General features: G+C 59.8%; 27 protein-coding genes. 17 read left to right on the top strand and 10 right to left on the bottom strand.

Annotated features, from left to right (window positions below; translation table 11 throughout):
• Nucleotides 1-38: 38 nt before the first annotated feature.
• Nucleotides 39-368, top strand: coding sequence for a DUF481 domain-containing protein (locus ATO11_RS20060; protein ID WP_082176505.1), 330 nt, complete (start codon nt 39-41; stop codon nt 366-368).
• A 132-nt stretch (nt 369-500) separates the two neighbouring features.
• Nucleotides 501-878, top strand: a complete 378-nt coding sequence (locus ATO11_RS20055; protein ID WP_134643182.1) for a hypothetical protein — start codon at nt 501-503, stop codon at nt 876-878.
• A gap of 45 nt (nt 879-923) precedes the next feature.
• Here ATO11_RS20055 and ATO11_RS20050 read toward each other — a convergent pair whose 3' ends face one another.
• From ATO11_RS20050 to ATO11_RS20040, 3 genes are read right to left on the bottom strand one after another with little or no spacing between them, the layout of a single operon-like run.
• Nucleotides 924-1,862, bottom strand: a complete 939-nt coding sequence (locus tag ATO11_RS20050) for a zinc transporter ZntB (protein ID WP_050532690.1) — start codon at nt 1,860-1,862, stop codon at nt 924-926.
• Nucleotides 1,859-2,314: a phosphate-starvation-inducible PsiE family protein gene (locus ATO11_RS20045; RefSeq protein WP_050532689.1), complete on the bottom strand. Its 456-nt coding sequence runs from the start codon at nt 2,312-2,314 to the stop codon at nt 1,859-1,861. Before ATO11_RS20045 ends, ATO11_RS20050 begins: the two co-directional genes overlap by 4 nt.
• A 43-nt stretch (nt 2,315-2,357) precedes the next feature.
• Nucleotides 2,358-3,179, bottom strand: coding sequence for a universal stress protein (locus tag ATO11_RS20040; protein WP_050532688.1), 822 nt, complete (start codon nt 3,177-3,179; stop codon nt 2,358-2,360).
• Nucleotides 3,180-3,318: 139 nt separating this feature from the next.
• On the opposite strand from ATO11_RS20040, the gene ATO11_RS20035 reads away from it, so the two are divergent.
• The 8 genes from ATO11_RS20035 (at nt 3,319) to ATO11_RS20000 (ending at nt 11,351) form a co-directional block, all read left to right on the top strand.
• Nucleotides 3,319-3,519: a hypothetical protein gene (locus tag ATO11_RS20035; protein ID WP_050532687.1), complete on the top strand. Its 201-nt coding sequence runs from the start codon at nt 3,319-3,321 to the stop codon at nt 3,517-3,519.
• Nucleotides 3,520-3,696: 177 nt separating this feature from the next.
• A complete protein-coding gene (locus tag ATO11_RS20030; RefSeq protein WP_165587004.1) occupies nt 3,697-4,179 on the top strand; it encodes a CBS domain-containing protein in 483 nt (160 codons plus the stop codon).
• 168 nt (nt 4,180-4,347) lie between these two features.
• A complete protein-coding gene (locus ATO11_RS20025; RefSeq protein ID WP_050532685.1) occupies nt 4,348-5,310 on the top strand; it encodes a calcium/sodium antiporter in 963 nt (320 codons plus the stop codon).
• 133 nt (nt 5,311-5,443) lie between these two features.
• The gene (locus ATO11_RS20020) at nt 5,444-6,742 is read left to right on the top strand and encodes a KamA family radical SAM protein (RefSeq protein WP_082176500.1); all 1,299 of its coding nucleotides are present in this window, start codon (nt 5,444-5,446) and stop codon (nt 6,740-6,742) included.
• Nucleotides 6,736-7,740 (top strand): D-alanine--D-alanine ligase family protein, encoded by a 1,005-nt coding sequence (locus tag ATO11_RS20015; RefSeq protein ID WP_050532683.1) that lies wholly within the window; start codon nt 6,736-6,738, stop codon nt 7,738-7,740. The genes ATO11_RS20020 and ATO11_RS20015 overlap by 7 nt, the downstream gene beginning before the upstream one ends.
• The gene (locus ATO11_RS20010; RefSeq protein ID WP_082176499.1) at nt 7,737-8,717 is read left to right on the top strand and encodes a D-alanine--D-alanine ligase family protein; all 981 of its coding nucleotides are present in this window, start codon (nt 7,737-7,739) and stop codon (nt 8,715-8,717) included. Before ATO11_RS20015 ends, ATO11_RS20010 begins: the two co-directional genes overlap by 4 nt.
• 1 nt (nt 8,718) lies before the next feature.
• Nucleotides 8,719-10,980, top strand: a complete 2,262-nt coding sequence (locus ATO11_RS20005; RefSeq protein WP_050532681.1) for a GNAT family N-acetyltransferase — start codon at nt 8,719-8,721, stop codon at nt 10,978-10,980.
• Nucleotides 10,977-11,351 (top strand): SET domain-containing protein-lysine N-methyltransferase, encoded by a 375-nt coding sequence (locus tag ATO11_RS20000; protein ID WP_050532680.1) that lies wholly within the window; start codon nt 10,977-10,979, stop codon nt 11,349-11,351. Before ATO11_RS20005 ends, ATO11_RS20000 begins: the two co-directional genes overlap by 4 nt.
• Nucleotides 11,352-11,367: 16 nt before the next feature.
• Here the strand turns inward: ATO11_RS20000 and ATO11_RS19995 are convergent, their stop codons facing one another.
• Nucleotides 11,368-12,189 carry a universal stress protein gene (locus ATO11_RS19995; RefSeq protein ID WP_082176497.1) on the bottom strand — a complete coding sequence of 274 codons (822 nt, stop codon included), beginning with the start codon at nt 12,187-12,189 and terminating at the stop codon, nt 11,368-11,370.
• 351 nt (nt 12,190-12,540) lie between these two features.
• Nucleotides 12,541-14,184, bottom strand: coding sequence for a chaperonin GroEL (gene groL / locus ATO11_RS19985; protein WP_050532677.1), 1,644 nt, complete (start codon nt 14,182-14,184; stop codon nt 12,541-12,543).
• Between the two features lie 167 nt (nt 14,185-14,351).
• Between groL and ATO11_RS19980 the strand changes: the two genes are divergently transcribed.
• Complete coding sequence (locus ATO11_RS19980; RefSeq protein ID WP_050532676.1) at nt 14,352-14,588, top strand: hypothetical protein; 237 nt, start codon at nt 14,352-14,354, stop codon at nt 14,586-14,588.
• 48 nt (nt 14,589-14,636) lie between these two features.
• Here the strand turns inward: ATO11_RS19980 and ATO11_RS19975 are convergent, their stop codons facing one another.
• Nucleotides 14,637-15,485, bottom strand: coding sequence for a LysR family transcriptional regulator (locus ATO11_RS19975; protein WP_050532675.1), 849 nt, complete (start codon nt 15,483-15,485; stop codon nt 14,637-14,639).
• Between the two features lie 253 nt (nt 15,486-15,738).
• Between ATO11_RS19975 and ATO11_RS19970 the strand changes: the two genes are divergently transcribed.
• The 4 genes from ATO11_RS19970 (at nt 15,739) to ATO11_RS19955 (ending at nt 19,158) form a co-directional block, all read left to right on the top strand.
• Complete coding sequence (locus tag ATO11_RS19970; protein ID WP_050532695.1) at nt 15,739-15,987, top strand: EF-hand domain-containing protein; 249 nt, start codon at nt 15,739-15,741, stop codon at nt 15,985-15,987.
• A 26-nt stretch (nt 15,988-16,013) separates the two neighbouring features.
• Nucleotides 16,014-16,376, top strand: a complete 363-nt coding sequence (locus ATO11_RS21905; protein WP_134643181.1) for an SPW repeat domain-containing protein — start codon at nt 16,014-16,016, stop codon at nt 16,374-16,376.
• Nucleotides 16,377-16,448: 72 nt separating this feature from the next.
• The gene (mgtE, locus tag ATO11_RS19960; protein ID WP_050532673.1) at nt 16,449-17,822 is read left to right on the top strand and encodes a magnesium transporter; all 1,374 of its coding nucleotides are present in this window, start codon (nt 16,449-16,451) and stop codon (nt 17,820-17,822) included.
• A 64-nt stretch (nt 17,823-17,886) separates the two neighbouring features.
• The gene (locus tag ATO11_RS19955) at nt 17,887-19,158 is read left to right on the top strand and encodes an MFS transporter (RefSeq protein WP_050532672.1); all 1,272 of its coding nucleotides are present in this window, start codon (nt 17,887-17,889) and stop codon (nt 19,156-19,158) included.
• Between the two features lie 47 nt (nt 19,159-19,205).
• Here ATO11_RS19955 and ATO11_RS19950 read toward each other — a convergent pair whose 3' ends face one another.
• The 4 genes from ATO11_RS19950 to ATO11_RS21415 form a co-directional block, all read right to left on the bottom strand.
• Complete coding sequence (locus ATO11_RS19950) at nt 19,206-19,838, bottom strand: exopolysaccharide biosynthesis protein (RefSeq protein WP_050532671.1); 633 nt, start codon at nt 19,836-19,838, stop codon at nt 19,206-19,208.
• A gap of 59 nt (nt 19,839-19,897) precedes the next feature.
• Nucleotides 19,898-20,185 (bottom strand): hypothetical protein, encoded by a 288-nt coding sequence (locus ATO11_RS19945; protein WP_134643180.1) that lies wholly within the window; start codon nt 20,183-20,185, stop codon nt 19,898-19,900.
• Nucleotides 20,186-20,680: 495 nt separating this feature from the next.
• Entirely contained in the window at nt 20,681-21,013 is a 333-nt protein-coding gene (locus ATO11_RS21420; protein WP_082176496.1) for a hypothetical protein, read from the bottom strand.
• Entirely contained in the window at nt 21,013-21,288 is a 276-nt protein-coding gene (locus ATO11_RS21415) for a hypothetical protein (RefSeq protein ID WP_082176494.1), read from the bottom strand. The genes ATO11_RS21420 and ATO11_RS21415 overlap by 1 nt, the downstream gene beginning before the upstream one ends.
• Before the next feature lie 622 nt (nt 21,289-21,910).
• Here ATO11_RS21415 and ATO11_RS19940 point away from each other — a divergent pair.
• Together ATO11_RS19940 and ATO11_RS19935 are read left to right on the top strand one after the other, a co-directional pair.
• Complete coding sequence (locus ATO11_RS19940; protein WP_050532694.1) at nt 21,911-22,840, top strand: DUF2493 domain-containing protein; 930 nt, start codon at nt 21,911-21,913, stop codon at nt 22,838-22,840.
• A 132-nt stretch (nt 22,841-22,972) separates the two neighbouring features.
• Nucleotides 22,973-23,989: a nucleotidyltransferase family protein gene (locus tag ATO11_RS19935; RefSeq protein WP_242601480.1), complete on the top strand. Its 1,017-nt coding sequence runs from the start codon at nt 22,973-22,975 to the stop codon at nt 23,987-23,989.
• Nucleotides 23,990-24,503: the final 514 nt, after the last annotated feature.

The following is a 24,503-nucleotide window of genomic DNA, read 5'->3' as shown; positions in this document are numbered from 1 at the left end:
CCATAGGTCTTCGCGATTGGGCGCATGAGTTCTGATCAATGCAAGTTGGTATAACCTGGCGGGTGCAAGCCGGTCCCGGCGTCCGCGTTGTGGATCCCGTCGTCGGCGCCAACGTGACCGAGGCTGCGGGCATCCTGTCGTCGCGATTCTTCTACAAGTTGACCGATATGGTCTCGCTGACAAATGACACCGATATCCTGGGCTCGGACATCAACATGCTCGCGACCAACGACTTCGGCGTGAACGTCAAGCTGACCGACGCCATGTCGACCCGCGTGAGCTATCGAACTGACTACAACTCGAACCCGGCCCCTGGATTCACGAACACCGACAACACGTTCGGCGTGTCGCTGGTCGTGGGCTTCTGAACCTAGTGAACTTCCCTTGTTCAAAACTTGGGGGCGGCGCGATCCGTCCCCTTCTTTTGGATCATTTTTGGCAGGAAGGGCTTTGAATCGGAAATGCGGAGCTTTGATGACCAGCCAAATCACTGTGATCACATGGACGCGAGGCGAATCTCGTCAGATGAAGTTGTCGGTTTGTCGCCATCCGTGCTGCGCGGCTTGAAGCTTGGGCCGATTGTCTTGGTGGTTGGCTACCGGCCAATCGTACGACAGGTGTCTAATCGGCTGGCCACATGCACAAAGAACCGCGTGGTGAGCGGAGAGCTACATTTCGTTGAATTCGAGAGCTTGGAAGAGGCCCGTGCCGGCGAAATCTTGACGAAGTTTGCTGGTTTGCAGATCACACAAACACTTCTTCTTCCGTTGGCCATGGCCGAGGACAAACCGTTGACCCACATAGGTGCGGCCGTCAGCATGGTCCTGCGGCTTGGGAATGAGCTAAATATGTTCTCCGGAGATGTGAATGATGGTTGACCGATGAAGCGCAGATGACTTCGGCGGGCTCCAAAACGCCTACAGCTATAGCAGCCTTAGCCGCCAGATCACGAAGAACTCCACGACACCGACCAGGATCAGGCTGCCTGTGATTGCCAGGAACCCGTACGGCGCCGATGCGCCAGGTATTCCACCAACGTTCATCCCCAGTAGGCCCGATACGAATGTCAGGGGCAGAAACACACCCGCGACGACGGATAACAACAGCATCGTCCGATTCAATCGTTCGGTGACACGCACGGACAGGAAATCCTGCATGATCGACGCACGCAAATGCAAGGTGTCAAGCTGTTCAACCAGACGCGTGACGCGGTCGATTACATCCTTGAGACGGCGCTCCTGGATTTCCGTCTGCCAAGTAAATTCCTCAGCCACCAGCACGTCGAGCGCATCTCGCTGTGGCGCGACGAACCGGCGAAGGACCACCAATTTGCGGCGATGTTCGGTGATTGCGTGTCGCAGCTCCGGCACAGGCTTCTCGGATTGCGCATTCTCAAGCGCCTCAAGCGACGCGTCAATCTCGTCCACGACGTCCTGCATCCGGTCGGTCAAACGGTCTGCCAAGACAACCAGAAAGTCGCCCGGCGTCTTGGGACCGGCGCCTTCGCTCAACTCCCGCGCAAGGTCATCGGCTGCACCGAGGCGCCGATACTGGTAGGTAACGACCCGGTCGCCATCGACCCAGATGCGAAGCGATACCATATCTTCGGGGTCGGCGCCTGGTTCGGTGTTAATTCCGCGCAGAATAATCAGGGCACCGTCGCCGTGCGGCGTGCAGCGGGGGCGGGTCTCCTCAGCCGTCAGCGCGCGGGTCGTCAGCGCGTCCAAGCCGATCGTTTCGTGGAGAACCATCTGCAGGTCCTGCGTATTTGCATCCAGCCGATACCAGACAGGCAGCGCCTGTTTGGCCGCATTTTCGGATTGCACCGCGGATTGGAACGGTATCGGCGCAAAATCCGTCATCGCGGACGCTCTGTTTGAGACATCAACCAATACGCCGCCGCCAACGTCAAAGTCGCAAGTCCCAACCAGACGAGGCTAAGTGCCGCTTCCGTTTCCAGATCGACCAGCATGATCTTTCGGACAATTGCCATCAAGCTGATCAGGATGATCTCTCGCGCCTGGATGATTGTCTCGTTGTCCCGCAGGTGCCGCATGATGGAGTTGCCCAGTTCCAGCGCGATCAGCACAGTCAACACCATACCGAACAATTGCTGGATCGCATGGGCCTCGGAGAAACGTGACGGTGCGGCGACGAAACTGTAGATGCCCAGGCCGAGACGCCCCATCGCCAGAAGCACGACAAGAGAAATTGCGCCAAACAAGACAATGACGATCACAAATTCAAAGGAGTGGCTGATCTCAAGGAACCGAGTTTTGCGGTCTTCTCGTCTTTCGTCGTCCGGCTGGTTCATGTTGTCCCTCGCGGCGTTTCTGCGGGTCCACGCATAACACGGGTCAGGGGTGGCATACCAAAACGTCTGTCGGCGGGCTGCGTATCAAATCCTTCGTGAAACTGCCCAGGAGAAGCCGCGCCAACGGTGGCCGCGAGTGCGCGCCCAACGCGACAAGGTCCGGATTGTGTTGCGCGACTTGCTTTTCGAACACACTCCACAGCGCACCCTCGATCAGCTCGACTGTGCCAAGGTCGGAGACCATGGGATTTGCGTCAGACCACTTTTGGCGTTCAGCCTCGGCGTGATGTGTAAAAGGGGCAACATTCACTGGAATGTCGGCGCGCACGTGATGAGGTGCATAGTAGGCGTGGAACAAGTTGAAGGTAGCGTTCCCAGCAATACTACCTGCCGCTGCCGCGGAGGCGGCCGAAGCCGGTGAAAAGTCGATGGCACATAGAACTTGGTGATAGCCGTTCCCGACAGCATTACGGACCAATAACACCGGAAGGTGGCTGAGGCGCACGGTCCGCTCCATGGTAGTTTCGCGAATGGAGTCTATCATTGCACGATTTCGGTGCAGTCCCAGAACGATCAAATCTGCTTCGAATTCTGCCGCTTCCCTGACGATCGCCTCGGAAACGTCTCCTGCCAAAACTTCAACTTCATAGTTGCAGGGCACTTCAATTGCCAACGCAACAGTCTCGCGTTGAAGTTCCTTGGTCACATCGGCGACGAGGCCTTCGACCAGGGACTCGGGCATGGAGTCGTCAACAATGGAAACTACTCGAGCTTGACTGCCGAGGAACGAAGCCACCAGGAAGCCGCGTTTGACCGCTCGCGCCGAACGAGGTGACAGGTCGGTTGCGATGAGTATGCGATCCATAGGTATCTCCATCGTGAACTACAAATGCACACGTTCTGGGATGTGTGGACATTATCGTTCTAAATCCGAGCCTATTGCAATCGATGTTAGTGTCCGAGCACGTGGTGTAATTTCTGCGCGTTTGACGGTGTAATCGCGGGTGGCCACCGAGGTGTATGGTCGGGTGGAGTTTGGCGACTTCAACCACGACGATACGGAGACCCCGATGACCGAGACCGACATGGACCTTTCCGAGCTTCTGGCAAAGCAGGATGGCGGCGACTTTCTGGATTTCGTCTTCGGGGCAGAAGAAACCTTCATCGACACATCTTCAGTCCACCGATCGAAGCGCAGAAAGTAATTTTTGACGTCTGATCTCTTGAAGATCGTTTGAGTAATGCCGATTTTTGCTATGACGCGAGATGGCCGGGCAGTTCCGTTGCGGTTCCAGTGAACAGTCGCTGAAAACCTCACTCTTCCGATGCACACGCGATCAGTTGCCAAAAGGGATTGTTGTTCTGGTCAGCTGCAATCTGTGATGGGTACCGCTTCCTCCGGTGAAAATCTGACCGTCTATGGAGCATCCATGACTATAAAATCTATCCTGGCACGGAAAAGTGCTTTGGTTCCCGTAATCGAGCCGACTGCCCCTGTGGAAGCGGCACTTGTCCATTTGGAGCAGGACGAAATCTCCGCGCTGATTGTGTCCAGCGACGCCGAGCGAATTGAGGGAATCTTGACCGCTGCCGACATTGCGCGCGGCCTGCACAAATACGGAGCAGACATCGTCGGTCTTCCAGTAAACCGACTGATGACTCGCGATGTGAAAACTTGCGAAGTCTCCGCCTCGATCGCAGATGTACACAAGCTGATGTCCGAACATCGGATTCGCCATGTTCCGGTGACAAGGAACGGGGCACTGAGCGGTCTGATCAACATCCTGGATGTTATTCAGGGACGGCTGGACGATAGCGAAACGGATGCCAAATCGCTACGCGACTATGTGGCGGGGCGCGCGTGAAACGCTGGATGGCAAAGTGCCCCTCAGAGAACTCCCGGCTGAGACAAAAAGCAAATCCATCATGAATGTCGGCGTACTTTGGCGGCGCGCTGACAGCTTTGTGATACACGTCAGGCGACTGGACGGTGCCGTAATGGCCTCGTCCGCTTCCCAACTGCGGGGCCTACATTGACGTTTCTCTATCTGCTCTTGGGCTTTGTCTTGCTCATTGCCGGTGGCGAGGCCCTCGTGCGCGGAGCCGTTGGCCTTGCGGAGCGGTTGAAGATACCGCCAATTGTCATCGGCCTGACCCTGGTTGGGTTCGGCACGTCGACACCTGAGCTGGTGACCAGTCTACAAGCGATGCTCGCGGGGGCGCCCGGTATCGCTGTCGGCAACGTCGTGGGCAGCAACATCGCCAATATTCTGCTGATCCTGGGGATCGCTGCGCTTCTCAGCCCCATAACCGTTGCACCCTCCGCCTTTCGGCGCGATGGCGCTGTTCTGGTCCTTGCGAGTCTGGCTTGTCTCGCTGTAGTGCTGATCGGTGCTGTCCCCCGTTGGGTGGGTTTGGCCTTTGCGATCGCGCTCGCCGGGTACATCCTGCTCACATACATCAGCGAACGCGGAAACGGGTCCGCCTCCGCCGCCTTGCATGAGGCCGAAGCCTCCGCTGCACCGACCCCTCCGCAATCGGTCTGGATGATGGTGCTGAGTTTCGTTGGCGGTCTTACGTTGACAATCCTGGGCGCGCGCTGGCTGGTGGAAAGCGCCATCGACCTGGCTCGGCTCGCGGGTGTAACTGAGACGGTCATCGGCTTGACCATCGTCGCGGTTGGAACGTCGCTGCCGGAATTGGTGACCTCTGTTATCGCGGCGCGCCGGGGACAAGGTGACGTGGCGCTTGGTAACATCGTTGGCAGCAACATCTTCAACATACTGGGCATTCTGGGGGTGACCGCTGCAGTTGCTCCGATCCCGGTGCCCTCGGAAATCGCGAGTTTCGACATCTGGGTGATGCTCGCCGCAACCGCTGTGCTGATTGCAGTTGCCGTGACAGGTTGGCGGATCCGTCGCGGTGAAAGTTTCATGTTGCTTTCAGCTTATGTCGCCTATCTGGCGGCTTTGCTGGTCATGGCTTCTCCGATTTAGGTGGCTTGGAAAAATGTTTGCGCGTTGCTCTTGAATAGCGACTTACCAACTTGCATTTCCGCAGTGTCTGAATGCCGCGACAGAAACGACGATTGGCGCGCGACGGCGCATTCAGCGTTGGAACCACTTCCAAATGGACCAAGAAAGCGCTCCAATCACGGAGCCACCGGACCTGGGTTACCATACCAGTGTAGCCAAATTTCCATTCAATCTGAGGCAATCCAAGGCCAAACCGCGACGTGGGGCGGCGAAGGTTGTTCGCTTTCCGTCAAGTCCTGAGACTGACGCCTTTCGACGACGCTTCTTCCCTGACGCCACTCTGGCAAACTGGAACGACTGGCGCTGGCAGATGCGCGCCCGCATCCGCTCGGTTGCGGAATTGGAGCGCATCTTTGATCTCAGCGCCGAAGAGCGTGAAGCGGTAAGCCGGCATGTTGGTGGACTGCCCGTTGGCATCACCCCCTATTACGCCAGCCTTATGGGCCTGAGCGATCCTATGGAGCCGCTGCGTCGCACGCATATCCCTGTCGGCCAGGAATACCTGCGCTCGCCCGGTGAGGCGGACGACCCCCTGGGCGAGGATCACGACACATCCGTGCCAGGGCTCGTGCACCGGTATCCCGACCGTGTGCTCTTCCTGACAACCGGCACCTGTTCGACTTATTGCCGCTATTGCACCAGGTCTCGCATGGTCGGGCAATCCGGTGGCGAATACCAGTTCTCAATCCGTCAGTGGGAACAGGCGCTTAGTTACATTGAGGCACACCCGGAAATCCGCGACGTGCTTCTGTCCGGCGGCGATCCTTTGACCATTTCCGATGAGAAGTTGGACTATCTGCTGGGTCGGTTGCACGCCATTCCCCATGTGGAATTCGTGCGCACGGGCACAAAGGTGCCGACGGTGCTGCCGATGCGGATCACGCGCGATCTGGTCAGGGTGCTGAAAAAGCACCAACCGCTTTGGATGTCGATCCACGCGACCCACCCGAAAGAGCTGACACCGGAAGTGACCGAAGCCTATGCGCGGCTCGCCGATGCAGGGATACCGCTCGGCTCCCAGACAGTCTTGCTGAAGGGGATCAACGACAGCGTTGAGACGATGAAGGCACTCAATCACGGGCTGCTGAAGCGGCGAGTGCGACCCTATTACCTTTATCAGTGCGATCCAATCACCGGCTCGGCCCATTTCCGCACGCCGGTCGCGAAGGGGCTGGAGATCATTGAAGGTCTGCGGGGCCACACCACCGGATACGCTGTTCCACAATACGTGATCGATGCGCCCGGCGGTGGCGGCAAAATCCCTCTGCTGCCCGACTATTTCGTGGGCCGCGACGGTGACGACCTGATCCTGCGCAACTATGAGGACAACCTCTATCGCTATCACGACCCGGTCGAGGACGACGCCCCAGATGTGGAGGGCGCACCATGCTGATCGGGCTGACCTATGATCTGCGTGACGACTATGCCGGAATGGGCCTGTCAGAAGAGGCGTTGGCCGAATTCGACAGCCCAGAGACTGTTGAGGCGCTGGAAGGCGCACTCACGCGCGCCGGGCACCGCACCGACCGGATCGGCAACATCCGCGCTCTGTCGGCTCGGCTGGTTGCCGGGGATCGCTGGGATCTGGTGTTCAACATCGCCGAGGGGCTCTTGGGCCGTTCACGTGAAGCGCAGGTTCCAGCGTTGCTGGAAGCCTATGGCGTTCCCTACACGTTCTCTGATCCGCTGACGCAGGCGATTGGCCTTGATAAGGCTATATCGAAACAGATCGTGCGCGATGCCGGCCTTCCGACTGCCCCGTTCGGCGTGATCGATACAGCTATGGATGTGATTTGCCCGGAGTTGCCTTTTCCCCTGTTTCTGAAACCTTTGGCAGAAGGAACGGGAAAAGGCTGTGAGAATGCCTCGAAAGTCTGCGACGCTGAAGCTGCGATCCATGTGGCACAAGACCTGATAGCCCGCTTCGGCCAGCCGGTTTTGGCTGAGACCTATCTTCCGGGTCGCGAGTTTACGGTTGGCATCCTTGGAAACGGGGCCGATGCGCGCGTTATCGCGGTGATGGAAATCACCTCGCGCGACCATTCTGGTGATCAGATCTACAGCTTCCAGACCAAGGAACATTGGGAAGAGCATATACTGTACCGGCTCGCCGACGATGCGGAGGCACGCGAAGCAGGGCGTGTTGCGCTTGCCGCCTACCGTGTCCTGCAGTGTCGCGATGCGGCTCGGATAGACCTGCGATCCGATGCCGCTGGTCGACCGCAGTTTCTCGAAGTCAACACATTGGCGGGCCTGCACCCGACCCATTCCGATTTGCCGATCCTCTCGGCCAAGGCCGGGATGTCTTATGACGATCTGATCACAGACATCCTTTCCGCAGCCCTTTCGCGGATCGACCATCACAAGGAGGCGCACCGCGTCGCGTCATGAAAGGTTTGAGCATCCCCGTCCTGCACGGGGCAACCGGCAACACTCCAGATGAGCGAGACACCGTGCGCACCGCGCTTGCGGTTCGAGATGCACTCGTCTCTCTCGGCGGACAGTCCTGGCTTGTCACGTTGGATCAGGGCGCGGACTCTCTTGATACGCTTGCAGCGGAACAACCCGACCTCGTCTTCAACCTTGTGGAAGCGATTGACGGCCTGGCTGGCCCTGCGGCCGCCATCCCCAAGGCCCTTGCGCGCCGAGACCTGCCCTTCACCGGTTGCGGGGCCGAGGCCTCCTGGGTCTGCCGGTCCAAGGTCGCACAGAAGGTGCGCATGCGGTCGGCCGGGCTGCCGACACCCGCCTGGAGCCAGAACGGTGCCTCCTTGGCCCGTGCGCCAAAGGTGATCGTCAAATCGATCACCGAACACGCCTCGATCGGCATTGAACAGTCCTCGGTCATGTCCGGCCGACGGGCGGTACAGTTCATCGCTGACAGGATGGCGCAGACCGGCGATCCACATTTCGCCGAGGCCTTCGTCGATGGCCGCGAATTCGCCTTGTCCTTGCTTGAGACCGATGATGATTTGCGGGTTTTGCCTCCGGCAGAGACCCTTTTTGTCGGCTACGGCGATGACGTGCATCACATCGTTGATTATGACGCGAAATGGGTCGAGGACAGCCATGGCTACCAGAACACCCCGCGCCGTTTCGACTTTCCAGAAGCGGATGATGCTCTGCTGGAAGAGTTGCAACGTCTCGCCCGAGCCTGCTGGGACCTGTTCGGACTCTCAGGATATGCCCGCATCGATTTTCGTGTCGATGACACCGGGCAACCCTGGATCCTTGAGGTCAACACCAACCCCTGTCTAGCGCCTGATGCCGGCTTCATGGCGGCAGCCGCGGAGGCTGGGCTGACCTTTGAGGCGGTCATCGCCAAAATCGTATCGGCCGGCCTGCGCACAACGAAAAAGGCCGCCTGAGATGTTCCGCATCCGTAAGGTCCCCGACGCGCGGGCCCCAAACAACCGCACAGCCGTGGCCGAGGCGCAGGCTATCCTACGGGCACAGTTTCCGGGGATAGCACCGGATGATATCGACGCGCTACCGGGGCGGCTCGAAGACCCGTTTACCCACCGGTTTGTTGCCGAACTTTTGGTGGCCGAAGACGCGCGGTTCCATGTCCGCGCGGCGGCTGTTATGCTCTATGACCCCGAACTGGCCTTTGCTTTTCTGGACATGTTAGCAGCCGCGCCCGGCGCAAATCCCGTTCGCGGGGCTGGTGGTGCCCTCTACGAACGTGTGCGGCTGGAGGCGGCGGCCCTTGGCGCAAGGGGGCTCTATTTTGAGTGTCTGCCCGACGATCCCGAGAGCAGCCCTGATCCGGCCTTACGCGCGCAGAACGCGGCGCGGCTGAAGTTCTACGAACGGTTCGGTGCCCGCCCGATTATTGGCACGGCCTATGAGACACCGCTGTCGCCAGAAGATACCGATATGCCGCATCTCGTCTTCGACGGGCTGGGCCGTCACGACCTGCCGAATGGCGAGCGGCTGCAAGACATCGTGCGCGCGATCCTCGAGCGGAAATACGGCAAGCTTTGCCCGCCGGACTATGTGGCCGAAGTCGTGGGCTCGATACAGGAAGGAGCGTATGCCCTGCGTCCGCCCCGCTACAAAGGAACCAAGGCAATCGCCGCGCCGAACGAGACGCGCCGACCCATTCCGTTGATCGTCAACGACCGTCACGACATCCATCACATCCGGGAGAGAGGCTATGTGGAGAGCCCGATCCGGATCAAATCTATCCTCGAAGACCTTGACTCAACGGGACTGTTTGTCCGCCACAAGACCCGTCACTTCCCCGATCGATGGATCCGCGAAGTGCATGACGCGCGCCTTCTCGAGTATCTCAAGAGTGCCTGCGCGGAAGCGCCTGAGAAGACCTCAATCTATCCCTACGTCTTCCCGGTGCGCAACGCGCCGCGCCTGCCAAAAGAGCGGTCGGTTCTGGCGGGCTACTGGTGCATCGATACGTTCACGCCCATCAACCGCAACGCCTGGCCCGCGGCGCGCCGCGCCGTCGATTGCACACTGACCGCCGCCGAGGCGGTTTTGGGCGGCGCACCGGCAGCCTACGCGCTTGTACGTCCTCCGGGCCATCATGCTGAACACAAAACCTTCGGCGGATTCTGTTATCTCTGCAACGGGGCAATCGCCGCAAATTACCTGTCGCATTACGGCAAGGTCGCGATCCTCGACATCGACTATCACCATGGCAATGGCCAGCAGGACATCTTCTACGAACGCGCAGATGTCCTGACCGTTTCGATCCACGGCGATCCAAGCTTTGCCTACCCCTATTTCGCGGGCTTCCGGGACGAAACCGGGCGCGGGTCGGGGGCGGGTCATAACCTCAACATCCCTCTGCCCGAGACTGTATCCCCGGCACAGTATCTCGACGCCCTGGACCGGGCGCTGGCGCGCATCGGAGAGTTCCGGCCCGACTACCTTGTGCTGTCGCTGGGCTTTGATACGGGCCGGGGCGACCCGACGGGTACATGGTCGAACCGGCCGGAAGACTTCCGTCGCATCGGCGCGCGGATTGCCGAACAGGGCTATCCGACCGTTCTGGTGCAGGAAGGTGGCTACCGGATACGCACGCTTGGCGCGAACGCGCAGGCCTTCTTCGACGGATTTGCAAGCGGTCTTGAATCAGCCCCGCACTCGAATCCAGCACAGCGCAGACCAGCCAACGCTCCCGAGCCGCGTCGATGGCGCACGGGTGTCCGCCCCGAGGACCCCGCCCGCATCCGCGCGCTCGTTGTTGCGACTGATCGCTTTTCCGCCAGTGAGATTGCAATCGCAGGGGAACTGGCGCAGGAACGCATCACGCTGGGGCGCGCATCGGGATATCATTTCCTGTTCGTCAATCGCGGCGACCGACTGGAGGGCTTTGCCTGCTATGGCCAGATCCCCGGGTCAGAGACAAGCTGGGACCTCTACTGGATTGCGGTCCAACCTGAGCTGCACGGCCAAGGCCTGGGCGCGGAAATTTTGCGACGCGTCGAGACCGCGATAGCCGGCGCCGGTGGCCGTCAGGTCTTCATCGACACATCGTCGAGCCCTGCCTACCTGAGCACGCGCGCTTTCTATCTGCGCCAAGGCTATCACCTTGCCGCCGAATTACCGGACTTCTACCGTGCTGGCGACGGCAAGGCGATCTATGCGAAGGCGCTGTCGGCATGACCAAAGTGAAGCTGTCCGTCCGCCAAATAGCAGGCAAGGGTCGCGGTGTGTTCACAAACCTCCCTATCGCGGCGGGTGACGTTCTGGAACAGGCCCCTGCGCTTGAATTGGATGCGCCGGCGACGGATGCCATCGCCCCGACCACATTGGACAATTGCTATTTCGCCCACCCGGCAGATCCTGAGGGCGGTCTGCTGGTGCTGGGGCTTTCGACCTTACTCAACCATTCCGAGATGCCAAACACCCAGACGACGGCAGCCTTCGACCGCCACTCCGGCTGGACGGTCACCCTGCGCGCGCTGCGCGCCATTCCGCTAGGAGAGGAGCTGACCCGCCGCTATGCCTGTCCGGTGTGGTTCGATCCGGTCTGAGGAACACGCGACGGTCTCAAGGCTGACAAACCAGAACATCTGTCGGCGGGTCACGGATCAGGTCTTTTGCGAAACTCCCGAACAGGAATCTCGATAAGGCAGGCCGCGAGTGGGCACCCAAGGCGACAAGGTCGGGTCCATGACGTTTGATTTGCTTTTCGAAAACACTCTCAAGAGGGCCGTCAATCAACTCGACCTTGCCAAGCGCGGCAAGCTCCGGGTTCGCAGCTGCCCAGTTTTTGCATTCAGCCTCCGCTTGTCGCATGAAGAGATCGACATTCACCGGGAAATCAGCACGCATGTGATGAACGACATGATAGGCGTGGAACAGCTTGTAGTCGGCCGATCCAGCAATTTGTTTTGCTGCCGCAACGGCAGCGGCTGCCGCCGGTGAAAAATCGATGGCGCACAGAACATTGCGGTAGTCGCCCTCCACCGCGTTGCGCACCAGTAGCACTGGGTTGTGGCTGAGCCTTGCAATGCGTTCCATCGTAGTTTCACGGAAACTGTCAATCACTGCGCGGTCTCGATGCAGACCGAGAACGATCAGATCGGCGTCAAAGTTCGCTGCCTGCTTCACGATCTCCTCGGACACATCTCCGGAAGATACCTGAATCTCGTAGTTGCACGGCACTTCGCTGGCCAAAGCGGCCGTCTCGCGCCGTAGCTCTTTGGTCATGTCGGCGACGAGGCCAGCGACCAAAGGTTCGGGAATGGCATCGTCTACGACGGAGACAACCCTGACACGGGCACCGAGCGATGATGCCAACGTGAAACCCCGTGTGAGCGCATGGGTGGAACGCGCAGAAAGGTCAGTGGTGATTAGAATGCGATCCATTGAATTCTCCCAAAGTCAAAGCGAAGGATTAACGCCCCCTCAATTGCGTTATCCACGATAGCTTCCACGGCCGCCGCGTCTTGGGCGATCGTCCCAGTCTTCCCACCCGGATTCCTCCGGATAACGCCAGTCTGAGGGGCTTTCGCAATCGCGCTCCTCCTGCAGGGTTTCAGGCGGGTCCCACTGTTCCGGGAACTCATCTTGCGGTGTGGGAGGCGCTGAATGCGATCGCTTGCGGCCGAGGCTTTGCAAGAACCACAGGCGGATCGTGTCGACCCAGGAACGGATCATTGGCGTGTCTCACATGTTGAAGGGTGGTTGGCGCGGCGCTCAAGTCGCCGCGCGCGAGTGTCAAAAATCCATGCCTGCCAGATCGTCGACGTAGTCGGGCATGGAAGCGTTCTGTCGGCGGGGTCTGGGTTTTTCGGCCACGACCGCCTCTGTCGTCATCATCAAACCCGCGATCGAGGCCGCGTCCTGGAGTGCAATCCGCACCACTTTGGTGGGGTCCACGATCCCGGCCTCGAACATGTCGACAAACCGATCAGCCTGGGCATCGTAGCCCCAAACCGCGTCGTTCTTGCGGGTCAGTTGGTCGACGATATACGCCCCATCTTTGCCGGCATTGCGCGCGATCAGACGAACAGGCTCTGTTGCCGCCCGGCGCACAATGGCAGCACCGGCACGCATGTCGTCGTTGATCAACCCTTCCGGGTTCATGGCATGCGATGCCCGCAAGAGTGCAGTGCCACCGCCGGGCAAAATGCCTTCGGCCACAGCCGCACGCGTTGCGTGCAAGGCGTCATCGACGCGGTCCTTGCGCTCTTTCACTTCGACTTCCGTCACACCGCCGACATGGATCACGGCCACACCGCCGGAGAGCTTGGCATGGCGCTCCTCGAGCTTCTCGCGGTCATAGTCGGATGTGGCGTCGTCGATCTGCACTTTGATCGACGCGCATCGCGCGGAGATGTTTTCGGGCGTTCCCGCACCATCGATGATCGTCGTGTCGTCCTTCGTGATCAGGATCCGCTTTGCTCGACCCAACATGTCGAGTGTCACGTTTTCCAGTTTTGCGCCAAGATCCTCGGACACAACGGTCGCACCGGTGAGAACGGCAATGTCCTGCAGCATCGCCTTGCGGCGGTCCCCGAAGCCCGGCGCCTTGACGGCAGCGCATCGAAGATTGCCGCGCAGCCTGTTGACCACCAGCGAGGCCAGTGCTTCGCCATCGACATCCTCGGCGATGATCAGGATCGGCTTGTCAGCCTCGATGACGGCTTCAAGGATCGGGACCAGCGGCCTCATGCTGGAGAGCTTCTTTTCGTGCAGCAGGATGAACGGTTCGCCCAGTTCAACCGCCATTCTGTCCGAGGCCGTCACGAAGTAGGGCGAGAGATAGCCGCGATCAAACTGCATGCCATCGACAATCTCGAGCTCCATCTCGCGCGACTTGGCTTCTTCAACGGTGATCGCACCCTCGCGACCGACACGCTCAATCGCATCGCTGATGATCCGGCCGACGTCTTCATCACCATTGGACGCAATGGTCGCGACCTGCCGGATTTGCTCGCTGGTCTCGACCGGGCGAGACAGGCCATCGAGTTCCGAAACCAGAGCACGAACGGCGGCGTCGATACCGCGTTTGACGTCCATAGCATTCATGCCCGCGGCAACGGCCTTGTTGCCCTCGCGCAGGATCGACCGGGCGAGCACAGTCGCAGTGGTGGTGCCATCACCAGCCATTTTTGCCGTGCGCTCCGCTGCTTCGCGAATAAGACGCGCACCGATATTGGCATAAGGGTCGGAGAGTTCGATGGATTTGGCCACCGAGACGCCGTCTTTGGTGGTCCGGGGCGCGCCAAAGCCCTTGTTGATCATCACGTTGCGCCCACGCGGGCCAAGCGTGACGGCAACAGCATCCGCGAGGACGTTGACGCCTTTGATCATTTTCTGCCGGGCATCGGCATTGAACGCGATAGATTTGGGTGACATGTGGCAAGTCCAGCCTGAAGGGTTTCTTTGCGCTGGATTTGGGAAACGACGGCGTCTGCGCATAGATCAATCAACCATGAAATTTTCGCGCTGATACTATCGGTTCAGTAAATACTTATTTTATTGCATGTACTTAGAGAATTCGGTCCGAGAACTCCCGAATTGAAATGATCGGCGCCATCAACCAAATGGACAGAGCTTCAATGGTGAAGCGTGGAGTAGGACCCATGCATACAAAACCTGTTACTCATTGGTGGGATTGGCACAACTGGCGGACCTGGTCGATTGCCGGGATCGCAGCGCTGCTTCTCATCGCAGCTGCTGTCTACATGACCGACATGTTCGGTGGTTCGGCCTTGACCGATACGGGCGGCGTGACGATCACTGAGCCTGCCACCGAATAACGACAACGACCAACCTGCACTGGCGGATGTTCCGCCAGTGCAACCAAGTTACTGAACACGGGCCTTCGCGAATTTTTGCAAGATACGCGCCGCGTCAGCCGGAATGCCCTCGGCCTCACTTGTGACCGCATAAGCGGCATATCCAAAGCGCGGAGCGTCCTCGACCAAGCGCAACTTCCCACGCTCGACCTCTCCCGAAACAGCCCGATAAGGGAAGTACCCTGAACCGGGTACAACTCTCAGGTAGTCGAGCCCCAGCATTCCGAGACCCAATTGCAAAGCCGGTCTTGCAAGATGGGGGTAGTTCAGCAGATGATCTGCACGGAACTCCGGTCCCCAGTCGATCAGCACATACCCGTCACCCAATGGATCCACTTTCGGGTCCGGATTGCTGGTAACCAGGACAAAGGCATCCTCAAAAAGCTGGATCGCATTGAGCTCAGCAGTGTTCAGCGGACGATAGGTTACCGCCAGATCCAGTGTGCCGTCCTCGATCTGCCGGGACAGCGCCTCGGAGCGTTCCGACACGGCGTTGATCGCGACGTTGGGAAAAGCTTCTCGTAGCGTCGGAAGGGCGCCAATCAGAAGCTTGTGCCACAAGCTCGGCACCGCGCCGATCTCCAGCGACATGTCAAAGGCATCAGGCAGGGAGGCATCGAGCCGTGCTTGCGACCAGGTGCGCATCAATGCTTGCGCGTGGCGATGAAACCGGCGGCCAGCGGGCGTCAGCGTTGCCCCGCTCTTCCCGCGCTCGAAGACGGGACGCCCGAGTTGTTCCTCAAGCGAACGGATGCGCATGCTGACGGTCGATTGTGTCACGTGCACCTTGTCCGCGGCATCAAAAAAGCTGCCGGTTTCGACTACCGCGAGGAATGTGCGCGCAAGTTCAATGTCCATGCATTATCTATTTGGAACTCCGAAACCAGCGTCAATATAAATTCGTTTTTCAAACTTCGAGTCTGCCCCCATATTGGCTCTGTAGCGGTCAGGAGCCGTCACATGTTCGGAACACGATCCATGATTTTGTGACAAGTGTCGCACCCGATCCCTCGTGACGTCATCGCCTTTCAGGGCCGCGCCCCGAAGCCGCTACATCAGGAATGCAACCTCAACCGGGGGTCTTATGGATGCCCCATCTATGGAGAAAAACATGAGTCGCGTATCAATTGGTGCACTGCTCGCAATGTTGATGGCGACATCGGCCTTCGCTCTGTCGGCCGAGATCGACACCGATGGTGATGGCATGGCGTCTCTCGCCGAAATCCAGGCGTTCTATCCTGAAGTGACCGAAGAACTCTTCGGAGAGATGGACACCGATGGCGACGGATACGTCAATGATGAAGAATTCCTGACAGCGGTCGGAGCCGAACTCATCCCTGACCCGGAGACTGACTCGTAATCAGGAGGTCGCGGAGTGATCGACACATGTCCCAAGGTACACGAATCCACGGACAGCTTCTGAGTGCCGCAGGCCTCTGGCTGCTCTTGTCCCCCTTCGTCCTGTTCAGCCAGACAAGCCTTTCAAGCGGCGCATCGGAAACGGCAACAATTGCCTTGATGTCCATGGGTTTCCTGGCGCTTTTGATCGCAGGAGCGAGCGCGCGACATTATCGCTGGGTGAGTGGTGCCTTGGGTATTGCATTGGGTGTCGCAACACTGGGAGGCCCGTGGGTGTTGGGCTACGCCGACCAGTTCATGGTCGCGCTGAGTTCCAGCATCACCGGGGTTGCGATCATCTCAATAGCGGTTGCCGAGTGTTTTGGTAGCAATCAACACGGTCACTCCTAGACGGAAGCAGGGCGGGAAACCGCCCTGCCTTCTTTGCACGGACGACCCCTTTTGGGTGAGACTCGGAAGAGAATGACGAAGGATGCATCAGAGCTTCCAGAGGTCCCGGATCAAGTAACCAATCAGGTCGCTGATGAACCTGAAATCCCGGAGCAACTGTCGGCTGCATTAAACTCCCTGTCGCCAAGCGACGCCTTGCGTGAATTGCTTTCGCTGAGTCCTCAGGCCCGCTTGGATGCGCTTTTAGCGCTCTCGCCCGCTCTCGCCGCAAACCTTCTCGCGCAAGCCCCCAATGAGACGGCCGTCGAAATTGTCGGGCACTTGGAACCCGACCGCGCGGCAGAAATCCTTGCCCTGCTTCAAAGCGATGTTCAGGCCGACCTGATTGGGGAACTCGGCACTTCGGGCGCCGAAGCGATTCTGTCGGAACTGGAATTTGAAAGCGCCTCGGAGATCCGACGCCTCTCGGCCTATGACGGCGATACAGCCGGCGGCCTGATGATGGCGGAGGTCTTTCGCTTTCGCGAGGCAGACACTGTCGGCAAGGTCCTCCGGGATATCGCGTCGGCAGATGACGATTTCGAACGATATCGCGGACAACACCCCTACATCACGGACGACAACGGACATCTCAAAGGCGTCGCCTCGCTGCGCGGGCTGCTCACGGCGAAGCGGAGCGCGACACTGCAATCCATCATGACCGTACCGATCTCAGTTTCTGTCGACACCCGGCTTGATGAACTCGAAGACCTTTTCGACGCCCATCCGTTCCTCGGCCTGCCGGCGGTGGACGACTTTGGCGTTCTGGTCGGCGTCGTCGCTCGATCCGCCGTGGCTGAGGCGGTCCTTGAACGTGCCGAAACCCAAAGCCTGAAACGCCAGGGCCTTGTCGGTGACGAACTCCGCTCGATGCCGCTCTGGCTCAGATCCCGCCGTCGGTTGGCATGGCTGTCGGCGAACATCGTTTTGAACATCATCGCCGCAAGCGTGATTTCGGCCTATGAAGCAACCTTGGCGGCAGTCATTGCCCTCGCCGTATTTCTGCCCATGGTCTCGGACATGAGCGGATGCTCGGGAAACCAAGCTGTCGCCGTGACCATGCGCGAGTTGAGCCTTGGCCTTGTTCGGCCGATCGACGCCTTTCGGGTCTGGCTCAAGGAAATCTCTGTCGGCGTGATCAACGGGATTGCGCTTGGATTACTGATTGGTTTGGTCGCCTGGCTCTGGAAGGGTATCCCGGCACTCGGCCTCGTTATTGGGCTGGCTTTGGCGCTCAACACGATGCTTGCGGTGTCGATTGGCGGCGTGGTGCCGCTCTTGTTGAAACGCATCGGGCAGGACCCGGCCGTGGCCAGTGGCCCGCTCTTGACCACGGTTACCGACATGGCGGGCTTCTTTTTCGTCTTGAGCTTTGCGACTGTCATGATGCCATGGCTGGTGAAGTGATCTTGCAAGCCTAAACTGCAGTACAATCTGGCTATGAGGCGCCGCGGACCTGTATGAAGCTTCTATGGTTCGCCAAATTCTGCCCCTCACTGCGCTTCTTCTGGGATCCGCCTTTCTTCTATTCGCCGGAGGCGTCAATGGCCTCATTCTGCCGGTACGCGGTGAGATCGAAGGCTTCTCCGCCGCCTCGCTCGGCCTCCTCGGGACGGGGTGGGCCATAGGTTATGTGGCGGGCTGCCTGCTGACGCCGGGTATCGTAGCCCGGGTCGGTCACGTACGGGCCTTTGGCGTCATGTGCGCGCTGGCTGCGATCTCCGTGCTTCTCTCCTTGCTCCTGATCAGCCCGTGGTTCTGGATTCCCTTGCGCGCCATCTCGGGCTTTTGTTTCGCCGGGGCCGCGATGGTCGTCGAAAGCTGGCTCAACGAACGGGCTGAACCCTCCACGCGCGGCAAGATTTTTGGCGCCTATACCATGATCAATCTCGCCGCGAGCACCGCCGGGCAGATGGTTCTGGTTCTGGGCGATCCAGCCGGCTACCTGTTCTTCGTACTTGCGGCAATTGTCTATTGCGCGGCGCTTCTGCCCACAGCCCTGTCGGCAAGTGCCACGCCGTCACCTCTCGTCAGCGCCAAGCTGGATGTGCCGCTCTTGTGGCGCAACTCGCCCGTGGCAGTCTTCGCTGTGTTCATGGTCGGGATTTCGAACGCCGCTTTCGGAACACTGGCGGCGGTCTACGCGGCCCGAATTGGGCTTGATGTACCGGCAATTGCGCTATTCGCCAGCCTGCCAATCCTGGCTGGTGCCGTCGCACAAGTGCCCGTGGGCGCGCTTTCGGATAAATTCGACCGCCGGATCGTGTTGATCGGCGTGACTATTGTCGCCATAGCCGCCGACGCCACGTTCCTGCTTTTTGCGCCTGCGGGAGAGATCGCCGCGCTTGCCACGGCATCCCTGTTCGGCGCGGCGGTTTTTGCCATGTATCCGGTGATTATTGCCCACGCGAGCGACCACGCGGCGCCTGGCAGTTTCATTCAGGTCAGTGGAGGCATCCTGCTGATATTTGGGATCGGCTCGATTATCGGGCCCACGGTCGCCGGTTACTCTATGTCAGCGCTCGGGGATCCAAGCCTGTTCGTCGTGACGGGTATCGCTCATCTCTGCATGCTCCTCTTTGCCGTGTTCCGCATCGTGACCACGCCCGCCCTGCCGGATTCTCAGAAGGCCGCATTCAAACCAACTCCGCTTGGGCGCAACACAACGCCAGAGACGGCCAATCTCGCAACAAATGAGACACCGGAGCCGGAAATCTCAACGATGGATCAGAAGGCGGAATAAGAGGCGAAAACCGGAAAAGCCGCCGAACACTGCTTGCACAGGGTCGATCAGAGAAAAAGGCCAAGAAACGCGAAAGCGCCGACCGAGAGGATGCCGACCACAACCAAACATGAGATCAGCGCCAACACCAGACCGGCAATGAACCAGTACCCATCTCGCTCGCTGAGACCGAGTGCCAGCATGACAATCGAAAGCGCGGGAAGCCCGTTGGCAAAAGGGATTGGGAGGAACAGAAAGACCGCGAGGATCAAGGATGTGCCGCCTATGACTCGTTCTGCCGCGAGATACGATTTCGGCCACCAACGTGGTTTGGCCATACGCTCGATCCGTTCGACGTAAGGCACGGAAACTGTAACGATCCGGCGGAACGCGGATTGGTCGATCGACCGGTCGGCAACGAGGCGTGGCAGCCAGATCTCAGATCTGCCAAGCAGGAGCTGCATGCCCAGAAGCATCAAAGGGAGAGCCGTGAAGACCGATGAGCCTGGGATGAACAGGAACACATTCGGTGCGGCAAAAATGACCATCAAGGGCGCGAAACTCCGGTCACGCAGCGCCGTGACGATATCCCTGACAGAAACGCGTTCGCCCTCGCCGGCAATGAGGTCTCGCAGAACCTCCGACAGCCGACGCCCAGGATGGCGCGCCAGAAGCTTTTTGGCGGTCTCGACTTTTGTCATTGGGTCTACAATTCGATAGGGGTCGGCAGCGCGCAGGCGCTGCCGACCGGCGTAAAGCGTCAGCTTCCGCCATCCGTTCCTTCAGGCAGGGCGACGGCAAGGCGGTGAATGGCGTTGATTGCGGTCAGGCCGTCCTCGCCGGCGCTCTCGTATTCGATGTGAACGCGATCACCCCTGCCAAGATCGGCTGGCGTTTCAACGGTGTCGGGTATCTCCCAGACTGTCAAGTCGGTCATGACAATGATCCGATCGACCCGGTCGAAACTCAGTATGAGCCCCTCGGTTTCATCGGCAAACGCGGGTGTCACCAACGCACCCGCAACAAATAAAGCTAGAATGGAACGCATGTTTCGCTTCCCAACGAGGAGGAAGCCCTGGGCGCGCGAGTTCGCGCTTGCGGCAGCCGGACGGAGCCTCGCGCCCGACACCGCAGATATGGGAATGTACGAAGCTCGCGCAAGAGGCGCTTCGAGACCAATGTTGGTGTGTCTCTTACGTTAGGCCTTTTCGGCGAAGTCGCGCGCATACGACAATTCAGCCCAAAACGTTGGCCTTGAGAGATCTGTCGTCTCGCGTGGATCCGGTCGTTCGCCGTGTGCTTTCCCGCTCGAGCACGGCAGCTGCGTAAGGGTGGATTGAGGTTTGATTTTTCCCGACATGGGAATGGCTGGTTTGGCGAAATCTAGCCGCGACGCAGCGCCCGGCATTCCGCGTATGCGAAAGGATGCTGCGTCAGCAATAGCTGCAATTGCCAAAGGCACCTCCGTCCGCATTCTACCAGTTCGCGCACGGCGCAGCGAAGGTCCGGTCTACAACTTCTCCGCCACTCCATGGCTCTAAGGCTAGCCAGCGAAAACCTGTCTCGCTGACGCCAGTCGCATCCAATCCCGGCCGCCGAACGCGACAAGAGCGAGATAAATCTGCCCGGCGTCTACATCCGGTTTGAATACGATGGTCAGTCGCTGACCGGCGCCGCCATGGCGCACGAGCCATCCATCCAGTTTGCCGCTGAGCCGAGCACCAGATGTTGGGTTTGCAGAAATTTCTTGGAGAAGGGCATCGATTTCATCCAGGCGACGGCTTGCTGCTGCAACGTCACCGTCGGTCACCTCGACAATATGATCAACGATACCGATGAGGTCCCGTTCGAAGAACGGATGCCTGACAAAACGCATCAGGTCTTGTGATCCATTGCGGCAAGATGGGATCGTGCGCCTGCAGTGACATCGGAGGCTTCGCCGATAGGTTCCCATTGGTCAAGTGGCAGGGACAGCCGGCGTTCCAATTCCGCTTCGAGCAAAGACCGTTCACGATCCCGCTCCGCCTTGGCTTTCGCTAATTCACCCGAGACCGCCGCGCTCACATTCGGATACTCGCCGGCTTCGACCAGTTCCCTTGCAAAGGTGTAGGCGGTGTCGGTAAAACTGACAGATTGCTTTTGAACGCTCATGGCAAACTCCTTGGTGCTCCAATAGACTACCGAGTTTTGCCGCGGCTGGCAAGCCGGGCAGGCCGACCACTAGAAATACGTCAATAGCCTTGCGGCCTCCCCAGCTCGTTCGCCATGTCGCAGGGGAGAACGGCCCTTCGGTCCGTCGCGCATTCGGCCATGCGGCCTCACCGCGGCGTTGTGCCTGGCATCCCGGTTTGCCCGCCTCGCGAGCACGTCCCTCCCCGGCCGCTCCGCCGGATTGCGCTCTGGTCTGTTTTGCGGGGCAAAACGATCCCGCCGCTCCATCCGTCTCCCGCGTCCGGTCGGGCCGTTTGCCTGCTCGTGTCGGGCAAACCTACCGTCTAAACACACACACATGAGTGCGGAAGCATATCCTCCGGATGGCTCCCAAATCAGCCCGCGTCAAGGATCGCAAAACTTTTCGGCGAGGTTGGCGCCAGTGGCGTAGGGCGGTCCCGTGCGTGAGCGCGCGCATGTGTCGGGTGCTGCGCGCAGAAAACTTTTGCGCCCGGCAAGCCGGCGGCTGCGCCGTCCCTGACCCGGGCAGATTCGGAAACCAGGCATTCGGCCATGCCCCCACACTCACGTGGTGGTCGAACCCAATATCTGGAGAATGAATATGGCTTACGACACAGCAAACACCTACGAGACCATCGAGCTTTTCGGGCTGACCGAGAAGGATGCACAGCTGCCGATCCCGGAAGATCACATCCTGACCGACCGCATCATCCGCGAGAGCTTCGAGGCATTGCTCGGTCCGTTGCGCGGGACCGGCCTTGAAGCAGAAATCGAACCGCTGGCCCATGGGCTCGCCACGATCCTGCAGCGCCGCAAGGTGGCGCTTGGCAAGGAGGTCGACCGCACCGCCGACAAGATCGGCGCGCTGGCAAAATCCCACGACGGATCGGAGATCGCCGAGACCGCGATTGAGGAGGCGCAGGCGCGCTTTCTGCAACTGCGCGAGATTGTCAGCGCCATCGAGGTGATGAGCGAGGCAGCGGCGGAATGCTACGAGATCGAGACGGGCCACGCCTTCATCCCGGCGGCAGGCTCACGCGCCAGCGTTCGGGCGCAAGAGACCGGCGCGGTTTTCGAGGCGCGGCAACTGCTGGAGCAGCACGACCGTGAAACCGCCGAGAAGTCGAAAGTCGAGGGGGTTCCCCTGATCGTCTCAGGCGCTACCGACTGGACCGATGTCGATGTGATCTTCAACACGCTCGACAAGGTTCGCGAACGGATCAGGCAGAACCGCAATCAGGAAATCTTCCTCTGCCACAAGGGTGGCAAGCACGGGGCGGAGATGATTGCGGCTCGGTGGGCCCGGGCACGCGGGGTCGCGCAGGCACGCTTCGATCCGCGCTGGTCCGCGCATGGGCGGGCGGCACCGTTCAAGTGCAACGACGAAATGCTGGACGACAAGTTCGCGGCGACAGGGGTTGTCCTCTTCGGCGGCAACGGGGTCGCGCTGAACCTCGGGCAGAAGGCGGAAGCGAAAGGCCTGACGGTCATGCGGGTTGCGGACCCGGCGAAGAAGTCCGCGGAGATGTAAGTTGAGAGGGTCGCCTTCGGGTGGCCCTTTCGTTGTTTCTCATGGGCGTGGCAGTTCTCCAAACTTTTTTGCCTAGCAAGTTCATGTTTTGATAGGTATATGCGTGCCAAGCAAAACTTGGAAATGATTGGCATGACACCTCTCAGCAGCATCGCGATGAGCGCCTATACCGATCTGGTACGCCTCCTGAAGGACGATGCGTTGTCCGGTGTCGAAGGTAAGCCCACGCTCAAGGAGCGCGGCGACAAGGCCTATTGGTATGCCGCGCGCCGTGTCGGGACGGAGATGCGGTTCATCTATATCGGCGAAGACAGCGACGAGACGCGCGCGCGCATCGACCGGATCGAAGTGCTGCGCGCGACCGCTAAGGAGCGGCAGGCAGAGCGGTCGCGGCTCGTTCGACTTCTGCGGGCCGAAGGCATGACGCCCACCGACCGGGCAACGGGTTCCATCCTGTCGGCCATGGCCGCAGCCGGAACCTTCCGGTTGGGCGGCACCATCGTCGGGACGAACGCGTTCCGGCTCTATGAGGGCGAGCTAGGTGTTCGTCTGCCCTTAGGGGGCATGGCCAATACCGGCGACATCGACATCGCCCAGTTCGAGAAGCTCAGCGTTGCCTTGCAGGATCAGGTCGACCCGGGTCTCGCCGAGACCTTTTCGGCTCTAAAGTTTGATCCCTTGCCTGCACTTGACCAAGGCCGGACCTGGCGATGGGCCCAGGGCGGCAGTGGCCAACTGGTCGAGTTCCTCACGCCCGCCTTCGGAGATGAGGCCATTCGAGAGCTGCCCGCATTGGGCGTGAACGCCCAAGCGTTGAATTATCTCAACTTCCTGATCGCAGAGCCGATCCATGCGGCGGCGATCTATCGATCCGGCGTATTGGTCCAGGTTCCGCGCCCGGAGCGTTATGCAATCCACAAGCTGATCATTGCCGATCGGCGGCGGGACGGAGCGGGGAGCCTCAAATCGGCGAAGGACCGGGAGCAGGCGGCGTTCCTGATCGAGGCGATGGCCGAGGACCGGCCCGATGATTTGGCCCGCGCCTATGCTACCGCGCTGGAGGTTGGCCGACGCTGGCGCGAGCATATTGGCAACTCGCTGAAGCGGATGTCTGAGACCAAGGTGATGCTCGAGAGCCTGGGCGCGTGATGGCCGTAACGGGGTCGTGCTTGGCGCGGCCCTTTCGTCATGTCTCATGGCGCGTGCGATCGGTCACACTTGATCGGCAGCTCACGGCGTCCAGCACCGTCATCCCTCTACCCAGCCCGTCGGAGTTCGGCCCATCCGCATCGGTTCGGGCAGCGGGATGGTGCGCACCTCGCACATCATCAGCAGCGCAAGACGCGAGGGGTCGAGACGTCGCACATGAGGCTGAAGACCTGCACGTCCCTTGGGTGGTGTTTCGGAACATCGCACCCACGCGGACGGGCTCCTTCAGCATCCCGGCCTGGATCGGCGGGACGCGAACGCGGATGGTGGCGTCGGCGTGATGGCAAGGGTCATGCGGATCACTCCTTTTTGCTCATTGATGTGGATCGCACGGGGTCGGCCCAATCGTGCCCTCAGCTCACGCTTCGGCAAGCACAAATACGGCTTCCACGGCGGGGCCGCGGACTGAACCGCCCCGGGTTTACCGGAGAGTAAAACACTCAAAGGATGAGCC

It is taken from the genome of Pseudaestuariivita atlantica, from assembly GCF_001205715.1.
Taxonomy (GTDB): domain Bacteria; phylum Pseudomonadota; class Alphaproteobacteria; order Rhodobacterales; family Rhodobacteraceae; genus Pseudaestuariivita; species Pseudaestuariivita atlantica.
Note: the sequence above shows the minus strand (reverse complement) of the source record. Positions and strands in the feature narration are given on the sequence as shown.